Origin of the sequence: Bacteroides intestinalis (assembly GCF_003464595.1) — a bacterium.
In the GTDB taxonomy this organism is placed as follows: domain Bacteria; phylum Bacteroidota; class Bacteroidia; order Bacteroidales; family Bacteroidaceae; genus Bacteroides; species Bacteroides intestinalis_A.
This window is the reverse complement of the sequence record NZ_QRZF01000010.1, coordinates 170466-181101: the sequence shown is the minus strand read 5'-3', so window position 1 is coordinate 181101 and position 10636 is coordinate 170466. Positions and strand designations below refer to the sequence as shown.

The window sequence follows — 10636 nt, the reverse complement described above, 5'->3', positions numbered from 1 at the left end:
AGTACCGCTGTACTCCAACCTTTGTTAACCTTAAATCTAATACTATGAAAAACACAGTGCAAAGGTACGGATATTCTGCGTATTTCCAAATGATTAGACCAATATAAGTGTTTTTATAACACTAATTAAAAGTTAGGCATTGTTTCTTTATTTTTTTTCAGGGTTTTGTTCGTTGATACGCTCTTTTATCTTTCCCCAGGCATGTGTATCGAACAGGCAACTTTCGCGCATGGTGTGATACATCTCTTTGAAACGGGACATGGGAATAGTGAAGCTCAACAGATTGGCCTCAAAGTGAGGACGCACGGACGGATCGAAGAAGCCGAGGAAACAGCGCTTACCATCTTTTTGGTTTTCGAGAACAGTGAGGGTTACAACGGAACTGCAACCGGAACCGAAAGGAGTAGCTACGGTATCGAATGCATTCGTATCATAAAAAGCCCATGTGGTAAGTCCTGACAGAATATCAGGCGTAGCAAGGAACAGCAAACCCTCTACGTGATCGAAAGAAGCAAGTTTATCTATTCGGGCAAAATGCAGATAGGCCTTTTCCGTACGCGGTACCTGGATTTGCTTTATGAAATCTGTTACCATTTCAGGAGTCTTTTTGTACTTCTCTTTCAGGGATACGAAGTTAGGTACGTGTATTGGCATTTCCGTGAAACCGGTGTAGAACTTTCCGCCGCCACATCCTATGACGTCGCTGTTCAGGCTGATGGTTTTACCTTCCCTTACCTGTTGCAGGCCCTTGAAGAAGCAACCGCCAATTTTGTCTGTTTCGCTTTCCTGTTTATCGGAGTACCAGAAGGCGATGGGAAGTTCGGCACGTTCACCAAATGCTTCCCGATAATTAGTCATAAAAGTATGTATATCCATGATAACAGAGTTTTGGTTTGGAAGTAAAGATAACAATTGATTGCCGGATTATTGAGGATTTTACTTATTTTTGCATAGAAAACTATAATTCCATATTGATTATGAAAGCACGCATTTCCTGTTTCTTTCTACTTGTTTTTTTCTTTGTGCAGATGGTGAAAGGAGAAGATGACACTTTGTGGCAACTTCATGCTTCTGATATAAATGCTCCTTATGTAGGCGCCCCTATGGCGAATGGCGGAATCGGTATTCTTCCCTGGAAAGAACCTTTCTCAGTTCGGCAGGTGATACTGAATCATGTGTTCGATACGGATGGCCCTCAGGGGGTAAGCCGCGTGTTGAAAGGAATCAATCCTTTCCTGATGTCGATGGATGTAGATGGAAAAGAGGTGAATACGGAATGTATCACAAACTGGAGGCAGTGTGTTGATATGAAAGAAGCAACTCATAACAGCAGTTTCCGGGCAGCCGGGAAAGTTGATGTGGGTTATAGCATTTGCGCTTTAAGAAATATGCCTTATGCGGGGCTTATCCGGGTGGAGCTGAAAGCTCTGTCCGATGTATCCCTGAAAGTTGCTGCCCGGATGGATATTCCCCAAGAATACAGTCAGCCGACACAGCGCTTCCGGAAAATGAGGGCGGATGATACACAAATGTATATGCTGCAATTTTATGCTGTATCTGCTCATCGGCAACAAAAAGTTTCCGCTTCTTCCGCTTTTATTTTTAATAAGGGAGCAGCACAGGAGCCTCTTTATGATGAAGTGACTAAAGAGATGTCTTTCGTGTTGAATCTGAAGAAAGGGGAGCAGATATCTTTTGCTTTGGTGGGTTCGGTATGCTCCGCCCGTGACTTTAGCGATCCGTATAATGAAGCTGAACGGCAGGTGATTTATGCTATTCATGAAGGTACAACTTCACTGATGGCTGCACATCGCCGTCTTTGGAATGAATTGTGGGAAAGTGATATCCTGATAGAAGGGGATGACGAAGCACAACGGGCGGTTCGGTTTGCACTTTTCAACCTTTATTCTTCTTGCAGGGAAGGAAGCGGATTGAGCATCTCGCCCATGGGACTTTCTTCGCAAGGTTACAATGGACATATATTCTGGGATTCGGAACTTTGGATGTTTCCCCCGATGCTGTTGCTGAATAAGGGAATTGCCGAATCTATGATCGATTATCGTATTGACCGCTTGATGGCTGCCCGCAAGAAAGCAATGGCATACGGTTTTAAGGGAGCTATGTTTCCCTGGGAGAGTGATGATTACGGGGAAGAATCGACTCCTACTTTTGCTTTGACAGGTCCTTTGGAACATCATATCACTGCGGACATCAGTATTGCTTGCTGGAATTATTATTGCCTTACCCGTGACGGACAGTGGCTACGGACAAAAGCATTTCCGCTGATGAAAGCGGTTGCTGACTTTTGGGTAAGCCGTGTGACGCGTAATGATGACGGTTCTTACTCCATTTGCAATGTAGTGGGAGCCGATGAATATGCAAATGGGGTGGATGATAATGCTTTCACGAACGGTGCGGCTATCCGGGCTTTGGAATATGCTTGTGAGGCGGCAAGGATATGTAATGAGCCTGTTCCGGAAATATGGGAAGAAGTAGGCAAGGGCATCCGTATTCTTCGTTTTAAAGATGGAGTCACTCGTGAGCATGTCACATACAACGGTGAGATGATAAAGCAGGCGGATGTGAATTTATTGGGATATCCATTGTATTTTGTTGGGGATGCTGAATCGCAAAAGAAGGATATGGAATATTATGTCGATAAGATTGATCCGCAGAATGGTCCGGCCATGTCTTATTCCGTATTCTGTGTGCAGTATGCCCGGATGGGGGATGCGAAGCGTGCCTATGAGATGTTCTGTCGTTGCTACCAGCCGAACTTGCGTGCTCCTTTCGGTGTATTGGCGGAAACGCCCACCAGTGATAATCCTTACTTTATGACGGGAGCAGGCGGATTGCTGCAAGCTGTTATAAACGGTTTCTGCGGATTGCAGATAACGGATGGCGGTGTGGAGCAATTATCTTCCGTACTTCCTGCACATTGGAAAAAGGTTACGGTGAAGGGAGTAGGACCGGAGAAAAAGATGTATGTACGTGAGAGGTAGGAAACGTACGGACATAAAAAAAGGAGTACCGCTGTACTCCAACCTTTGTTAACCTTAAATCTAATACTATGAAAAACACAGTGCAAAGATACGGACTTTTGGGATAACTGCAAATTATCCAAATAAAAAAGCATGTTCTATAACATTAATTAAAAATATAGACTTAATCTTATATCTTTGTTAACCTTTAGCCTCTTGATACATAAACCGTTTAATAGATTTTTTGGCTGTCTTTTCAAACTCCTCAAAATGTATCTTCACCTTTGATATTTGGCAATAAGCCGGTAATTGCTGGTTAAGTTCGTTACGGTTAGCTTCCATCATACGCTCTACATCCGTTTGTTGCAGTCCATTGGCAAATGCATCGTCAAAGTCCGGATAAATCAGTGCTACCAATTTTTCTTTTTGCAACACAATGAGCGACTCGGAAACGTAAGGCATATTATTCAGTTTGCTTTCAATCTCTTCCGGGTAGATGTTTTGTCCGCTGGAAGTGAGCAACATATTCTTGCTGCGTCCGCGCACGGTTACATAACCTTCGGCATCCATTGTGCCTAAATCGCCTGTATGCAGCCAGCCATTTACGTCAATGATTTGTGAGGTTGCTTCCTGGTTCTTATAATATCCCAGCATCAGGTTGGTACCTCGACAAATGATTTCTCCCGCCACCTTTTCCGGATCAGACGAATCGATCTTTACTTCCATGCGTGTGGTTGCCTTACCGCATGATGCCAGCTTCAGGGTTTCCCAGCGGCTGGAACAGATGATAGGACCACATTCCGTCATACCGTAAGCGATGGTGTAGGGGAAGCCTATCTGTTTGAGAAAGCGCTCGACTTCTGCATTGAACGGGGCTCCACCGATGATAATTTCATCGAAGTTACCGCCGAATATTTCCATTGCTTCTTTGCGGGCAAGGGCTCTGATCTTGTCATTGATGATAGGAAGACGCAGCAGCAACTTACCTATTTTATTATCTACACGGGGCAGAATATTCTTCTTGATAATCTTTTCTACAATCAGAGGCACGCATGAGATGACACGTGGTTTGATTTCAGCGAAAGACTGTGCGATAATTTTAGGAGTCGGCATGCGAGTGAGGAAGTAGAGGTGTGCCCCGGCTGAAAAACCGTAAAGGAAATCGTAAGTCATTCCGAACACATGTCCCATAGGAAGCATGGCAACCATATTATCGCCCGGTTTCACCGGAAGCATCTCATGGCAGTAATTCACGTTGGACCAAAGGCTGCGATAGGGGAGCATAACACCTTTGGAATATCCGGTAGTACCGGAGGTATAGTTAATGATGGCAAGTTCTTCCGGTTCATCCTTCCGATAACAGATGTGTTCGGGACGGAAGTTTTTAGGATAGCGTTGTCCGTAGAGTGTATTGCGGTGCTCGAAAGCTTCCATCAATCGTTTGTCTCGACAGACTACAGGGGTGAATTCAGTCATCAGAATAACGCCCAGCAATTGCGGCATGGCGTCCTCATTCAGATTTTCCCACACTTGGTCTCCCACAAAAAGCAGTCTGGCTTCTGAGTGATTGACGATATTATGTATATTATCTGCTTTAAATTCGTGAAGAATAGGCACAATAACAGCTCCATAAGTGATGGTTGCCAGGAAAGTAACTGCCCAGTGTGCACTGTTACGACCGCAGACGGCAATTTTATCACCCGGCCGGATACCGGCACTTTCCAGTACAATATGGAATTTTGCAATCTTGCGAGCCACGTCTTTATATTGGAGAGTAGCACCTTTATAGTCAGTCAAGGCGTTTAAGTTCCAGTTCCGAATGATGCTTTGTTCAATGTAATCAATGAAGTGTTGTTCCTGTTCCATCTGTTAAATTTGCACACTTTAGTTAAAACTGCGCAAATATAGAGCTAAATGTGATGTCGTGCAAGTTTATATATTTATTCTTTGGTGGGAGGCGAAAGAAAAAGAAAAAATAACCAATTGTACTTTCTTTTGCCTTGATGCAAAAGAAAGATACCAAAGAAAAAATCAAGGCTGCACTTCCGGGGCTACTCCGAAAGTATTTTCAGCTAAAGGGCAGGAACTCGCTTCGCTCAAACAGCCTGCCCTTCTTAACGCCGAAAACACTTTCTACGCTTAACGCCCCTACAGTGAGGCCGGGAAACCATGCGGCGTAAATGGGGGAATATCGCGCAGCACTCTACCGCGCAGCCTTCGGGCATAGGCGTAGGTGTGTCAGGCGGAGATATTGTCAGGCGCAGGTAAGGGGCGATCTGTTTGAGCGTAGCGAGTTCGAGCCCCGTCTGCGCATGGCGGTATCGGAGTAGCACCGTAGACGTAGCCCGTGCCCTTTCTTTTTGGTATCTTTTTCTTTCGGGCAAACGAAAGAAAAAGTACACACATATTAATCACTACTCTTCTTATCCGAAATCAGCAACAACTTATCTCCCAAATGTAATTTCAGCGATCCGTTCGGTATCAGGAATTCCGTGCCTCGTTTCACAATCATTACGAGTGCTCCATTAGGCAGAGTGATATCCTTCAGGGTATCGCCTTCTTCCAGCATCTCCGTGGTAACGGTCATATCGCTGAGATCACTATCAATTTCTTCGGGCAATTCCACACCGAATTCATTACCGGTCTTCTCCAGCGGAGTAGAAAGTTTCAGTAAGCGGGCAGCTAAGGAAACGGTAGTACCTTGGATAACGAGAGAAACAATCGTGATAAAGAATACGATATTGAAGATCACGTCGGCACCCGGTACTTGCGCTACTACCGGATAAGTGGCGAAGATGATAGGCACTGCTCCGCGTAAACCTACCCAGGAAACGAAGAGTCGCGAACGGTTTGTAATCTTCTTACCGAAAGGCAGCAAGCAGAGGAAGACACTGAGCGGACGACCAATAACAATCATAAATACACCGATAAGTGTTGCTACCAAAGCGATATCGAGTAATTCGTGAGGATTTACCAACAAACCGAGGCAAAGGAACATGATGATTTGGAACAGCCAAGTCAATCCATCCATGAAAGTATAAATCTCTTTGCGATGCATTATCTTGTTGTTACCTACCATAATACCGGCAATGTAAACGGCGAGGTAACCATTTCCTTTCAGAAGATCGGTAATGGAGAAAGTGAAAAATACAAATGCAAGCAGAAGGATGGGATAAAGGGCCTGATTATCAATGTTGAGCTTATTCAGCATGAGGATGGCAAGTTTGCCGAGAAGGTATCCGGCAGCCGCACCTACTATAAATTGGATAACGAATGAACCGAAGATACCTGCAATACCCATTCCACCGGATTGTATGAACTGTATCAGTACGATGGTAAGCATGTAAGCCATAGGGTCATTACTACCACTTTCGAGCTCCAGCATTGGACGAAGGTTATGTTTCAGATTCATTTTCTGCGAACGCAAGATGGCAAATACAGAAGCGGAATCAGTAGATGACATGGTGGAGGCAAGTAGTAGGGATGTAGTGATAGGAAGATAAATATTTGACCAACTCATGCCGGAGATCCACCAGATGAAGAATCCTGTAAAAACGGCGGTAAGCAATACGCCGAATGTGGAGAGGACAATACCCGGAACAAGAATCGGTTTAATTTCGCTGAATTTAGTATCCATACCGCCGGAAAACAAAATAACGCTAAGAGCAACCATACCAATAAATTGTGCTTCTTTAGCGTTATGAAACTGTAGTCCGAAACCATCGCTACCGAAAATCATGCCGACGACAAGGAACAGTAACAGGGCAGGGACTCCGAATCGATAGCCGGTCTTGCCGACAATAATACTAATGAAAAGTAAGATAGAACCAATTAAAAGAATGTTTTCTGCTGTAAAAATCATAAATTAGGTATTATTTAAGTTGTTTATTCAAGGATTTAGTTATCGCAAAGCGAAGTTACGTCTATTTTTAAACAATTGCAAGGTGTAAAATGTTCAGATTGAATTTTACTTTCTTTTCATATAATCCTTCATTACAAATTTTCTTAATTGAATTTTAGTACAAACATGGTTTCCTTTCCGGGATGTAGGGAAAGGCTGCCACCTGACAGGCGCATTATTTGACGGGAAATGCTCAATCCGATGCCGCTGCCACCTTCTTTTGTGGTGAAGAAAGGTATGAAAATGTGTTCTGCTACTTCAGAAGGAATGGCAGGACCGTTATTGGATACTTCGATGAGTACGGCTTCATTTTCATTGCAATAAGCGTGTAAGGTGATGATGCCTTCCGGAATTTCTGCTGCTTCGATGGCCTGAATGGCATTTTTCAATAAGTTGATGAGTACCTGTGAGATAAGGTTCTCATCTGCATAAAGAATAAGATCATCCGGAGTGATGTGGGAGTGGAAAGTGATATGGGAATCAGGATATTGATGCCGTGCCAGTTCCACCATGCGGTTGATAAAACCTTTGACGTAGAACAAAGAAGGTTCCGGTTTGGGGATACGGGTGAAACGGCGGTAATTTTCTACAAAAGAGAGAAGTCCTTTGCCCGTGGTGCTGATGGTGTGCAGGCCATTGCGGATCTCGTCAGCAGTTTCTTTGTCGGAAGAGATGGATTCACTTTTCGCTTTTAATTCTTCGCTTCCTTGTATCAGCGTCAGCAATGTATCGCTCAGTGAAGTGATAGGAGTGACGGAATTCATAATTTCATGTGTCAGTACACGGGTCAGGCGTATCCAGGAGTCGATTTCCTTTTCGTCCAGTTCGTTATTGATATCATTCAGGGCAAGGATGCGGAAATGCTCCTGACGGATGGTTATGTCGGAGACGCGGATGGAGAGGTTGACTGTGCCGCGTTCGTTGGACAGGCGGGTTTGCAACTTGTCTCCGGGGCGGCAATGGGCGAAAAGTCCCATAAGATTTGCGTCAATACGGCTAAGTTGGCTGACATGGGTGAAGACTTCCAGGCCTAACAGGCGGAGGGCTTCGTTATTTTTCTGGTAAACAGCACCTGCATCGTTCAGTACCAGGATACCGGTATTGATGCAGTCGAGAATGAGTTCGTAATATTTTTCCTGTTGTGCCGTTTCGCTCTTTACATTATATAATATGGAAGCAACGCGGTTCAGGGCCTGGTTTACAATACGGTTGTCCGGAATGTCTTCGTGTTCGGAGAAATGGATGGATGCATCGTTGTTTTCAATGGCATCGAGCAGAAACAGGACCTTCTGCGTATGCCGACGATACAGTTTCCATTGCCAGCGCAGACTCGTCAGCAGCAGCAAGGAAGAGATGACGATCCATAGAAGGTCTTTATAAATAATGGATACCGTGACAGCTCCCGCCAACAGGAGAGAGATGACGATACGGAAAAGGTAGCGGTCGGTGATGTATCGGTAGTAATGTTTCATAATCCGAATTTTTTCATTTTGTTATAGAGAGTCTGCCGGGTGATGCCGAGTTGTGCGGCAACAGCGGATAGATTGCCGTTACAGGTGTCCAGAGCTTTCTGTATCATTTTCCGTTCCATTTCTTCAAGGGTGGCTGCTTCTGTACCGGCATCGCTTCCGGTACGTGAGGTTTCGGGACGCTTAGGCAACTGGAACAGTTCCGCCGGCAGTTCGTTGCCGTCGCAAATAATGACTGCTTTCTCTATGGCATGCTCCAGTTCACGGATATTTCCATACCAGGGATGTGTTTTCAATTTGATACAGGCAGCATCGGAAAGCCGTAATAATGCTTTGTCATATTGCTTGCAGAAGCGTGTTATAAAGCGTTCGGCAAGAGGAAGAATGTCTTCCGGCCGTTCGCGCAAAGGCGGAATTTCAAGATGGATAGTATTGATGCGGTAAAGCAAGTCTTCACGGAATTCATTGCGTTGTACCATCTCGTTCAGGTTGCGGTTGGTGGCACAAATCAGACGGATGTCAACAGCTATAGGCAGGTTGCTGCCTACACGGACAATACTGCGGCGTTGCAATACGGTCAGTAGTTTGGCTTGCAGGTGATAGGGTAAATTGCCGATTTCATCGAGAAACAGTGTGCTATGGTCTGCTGTTTCGAACTTACCGGGACGGTCAGCGTATGCGTCTGTAAAAGAGCCTTTTGTATGCCCGAAAAGTTCACTTTCAAAGAGGCTTTCGGTGATGGCTCCCATGTCTACGGCAACCATTTCCTTCGTACGGCGGGAAGAAAGTGCATGAATCTCACGTGCCAGCATCTCTTTTCCCGTACCGTTTTCTCCGGTGATAAGGATATTTGCATTGGTTATGGCGACTTTCTCCACCAGCGAGCGCAGTTGCTGCATGATGGGACTTTCTCCCCAATACATGGCAGGGGTTACAGGAGAGGCATTTTTTCCATTATTCTTATTATGAATGGCTTGGGCTGCATTCAGTAAGGTTTCCACCAGCTTTTGATTATCCCATGGCTTGACAATAAAGTCCGTAGCTCCTTCTTTAATGCCACGCACGGCAAGATCGATATCTCCATAAGCAGTGAAAAGAACCACAGGCAAGGAGGGACGAAGGCGTTTGATCTCCTGCAACCAGAATAATCCTTCGTTTCCGGTATTGATGCCTGATGTAAAGTTCATGTCAAGTAACACCACCGATGGAGTTTCTTCACGCAACACAGAGGTAAGTGTGACAGGTGAAGTGAGCGTGATGATCTTTTCGAAATGGGGTTTTAACAGCAGTTGCACAGCGGTGAGCACACCGCGGTTATCATCGACAATGAGGATATTTCCGGGCTTTTTCATACGAGAGTTTCTTTTGAGGGGTAAAGATAAGGAAGTTCAGCGAAAAAAATGAAAGATACTTGTCATATTTTCTACATATCGGCGTAATACGAATAACTGACCTTTGCCTGCAACTAAAAATACAGACACTATGAGATTACGTACTTTTTATTCTACCATTGTGTTGTCTGATATCCATTTGGGTACCTCTCACTCAAAAACTGTTGAAGTAAGCAACTTCCTGAAATCCGTCAACTGCCGGCGATTGATACTGAATGGTGACATTATCGACGGCTGGGCCTTGAGCAAAGGCGGCACCTGGAAGTGGCAGGCAAAGCATACGGATTTCTTCAAAGTTATCATGAAGATGATGGAAAAGCAGGGAACAGAAGTGATCTATGTTCGTGGCAACCACGATGATTTCCTGGATGGGTTGGCACCGATGACATTCTATAATATAAAGATTGTAAGGGATTTCATTCACGAGAGTCACGGCCTGCGTTATTTTGTGACGCATGGAGATATTTTTGATACTGTCACTACACGGATGAAGTGGCTGGCACAGTTGGGAGATGTGGGATATACGTTTCTATTATGGCTGAACCGTATTTATAATGTGTATCGTGCCCGGCGTGGACAACCTTATTATTCTTTGTCACAAGCGATTAAACAAAAAGTAAAATCCGCTGTTTCTTATATTTCCGATTTTGAGGAGGAACTGGTGAAGTTTGCCCGTACACGTAAATGCGACGGTATTATTTGCGGGCACATTCATCATCCGGCAAATACTTATTATGATGATATACACTATCTTAACTCTGGTGACTGGGTGGAAACTCTTTCGGCACTCGTAGAGGATGAGGAAGGAAATTGGGAAGTGTTACGGTATGAGGATATGCTGATGAACGAAAAGCCTGAAGAGCGCCTCTGTAGTTAAAATCGTGAATTATAAAT

At 44.6% G+C, this 10636-nt stretch carries 8 protein-coding genes; 3 read left to right on the top strand and 5 right to left on the bottom strand.

The features are described from left to right. Positions 1–147: 147 nt before the first annotated feature. A complete protein-coding gene (locus tag DWW10_RS15530; protein ID WP_118421864.1) occupies positions 148–876 on the bottom strand; it encodes a DUF169 domain-containing protein in 729 nt (242 codons plus the stop codon). Between the two features lie 101 nt (positions 877–977). Here DWW10_RS15530 and DWW10_RS15525 point away from each other — a divergent pair, with 101 nt between their 5' ends. Then, a complete protein-coding gene (locus DWW10_RS15525; protein WP_118421863.1) occupies positions 978–3002 on the top strand; it encodes a kojibiose hydrolase in 2025 nt (674 codons plus the stop codon). Positions 3003–3182: 180 nt separating this feature from the next. On the opposite strand, the gene DWW10_RS15520 is transcribed toward DWW10_RS15525, so the two are convergent. Next, positions 3183–4847 carry a long-chain fatty acid--CoA ligase gene (locus tag DWW10_RS15520; protein WP_118421772.1) on the bottom strand — a complete coding sequence of 555 codons (1665 nt, stop codon included), beginning with the start codon at positions 4845–4847 and terminating at the stop codon, positions 3183–3185. Positions 4848–4905: 58 nt separating this feature from the next. Here DWW10_RS15520 and DWW10_RS15515 point away from each other — a divergent pair, with 58 nt between their 5' ends. Further along, entirely contained in the window at positions 4906–5124 is a 219-nt protein-coding gene (locus DWW10_RS15515) for a hypothetical protein (RefSeq protein ID WP_007214267.1), read from the top strand. Between the two features lie 264 nt (positions 5125–5388). On the opposite strand, the gene DWW10_RS15510 is transcribed toward DWW10_RS15515, so the two are convergent. The 3 genes from DWW10_RS15510 to DWW10_RS15500 all read right to left on the bottom strand — a co-directional run bounded on the left by DWW10_RS15510 (position 5389) and on the right by DWW10_RS15500 (position 9703). Further along, complete coding sequence (locus DWW10_RS15510; RefSeq protein ID WP_007218583.1) at positions 5389–6843, bottom strand: potassium/proton antiporter; 1455 nt, start codon at positions 6841–6843, stop codon at positions 5389–5391. 143 nt (positions 6844–6986) lie between these two features. Then, on the bottom strand, positions 6987–8354 hold the full coding sequence (locus DWW10_RS15505) for a sensor histidine kinase (RefSeq protein ID WP_118421771.1): 1368 nt from the start codon (positions 8352–8354) through the stop codon (positions 6987–6989). Beyond that, positions 8351–9703, bottom strand: a complete 1353-nt coding sequence (locus tag DWW10_RS15500; RefSeq protein WP_022391354.1) for a sigma-54-dependent transcriptional regulator — start codon at positions 9701–9703, stop codon at positions 8351–8353. Before DWW10_RS15500 ends, DWW10_RS15505 begins: the two co-directional genes overlap by 4 nt. A 130-nt stretch (positions 9704–9833) precedes the next feature. Between DWW10_RS15500 and DWW10_RS15495 the strand changes: the two genes are divergently transcribed. Then, positions 9834–10619, top strand: coding sequence for a UDP-2,3-diacylglucosamine diphosphatase (locus DWW10_RS15495; protein ID WP_118421770.1), 786 nt, complete (start codon positions 9834–9836; stop codon positions 10617–10619). Positions 10620–10636: the final 17 nt, after the last annotated feature.

Excerpts from the sequence above, each read along its gene's own strand:
- DWW10_RS15530 (WP_118421864.1), bottom strand. The coding sequence starts at position 876 with ATGGATATACATACTTTTATGACTAATTATCGGGAAGCATTTGGTGAA.
- DWW10_RS15525 (WP_118421863.1), top strand. The coding sequence starts at position 978 with ATGAAAGCACGCATTTCCTGTTTCTTTCTACTTGTTTTTTTCTTTGTG.
- DWW10_RS15520 (WP_118421772.1), bottom strand. The coding sequence starts at position 4,847 with ATGGAACAGGAACAACACTTCATTGATTACATTGAACAAAGCATCATT.
- DWW10_RS15510 (WP_007218583.1), bottom strand. The coding sequence starts at position 6,843 with ATGATTTTTACAGCAGAAAACATTCTTTTAATTGGTTCTATCTTACTT.
- DWW10_RS15505 (WP_118421771.1), bottom strand. The coding sequence starts at position 8,354 with ATGAAACATTACTACCGATACATCACCGACCGCTACCTTTTCCGTATC.
- DWW10_RS15500 (WP_022391354.1), bottom strand. The coding sequence starts at position 9,703 with ATGAAAAAGCCCGGAAATATCCTCATTGTCGATGATAACCGCGGTGTG.
- DWW10_RS15495 (WP_118421770.1), top strand. The coding sequence starts at position 9,834 with ATGAGATTACGTACTTTTTATTCTACCATTGTGTTGTCTGATATCCAT.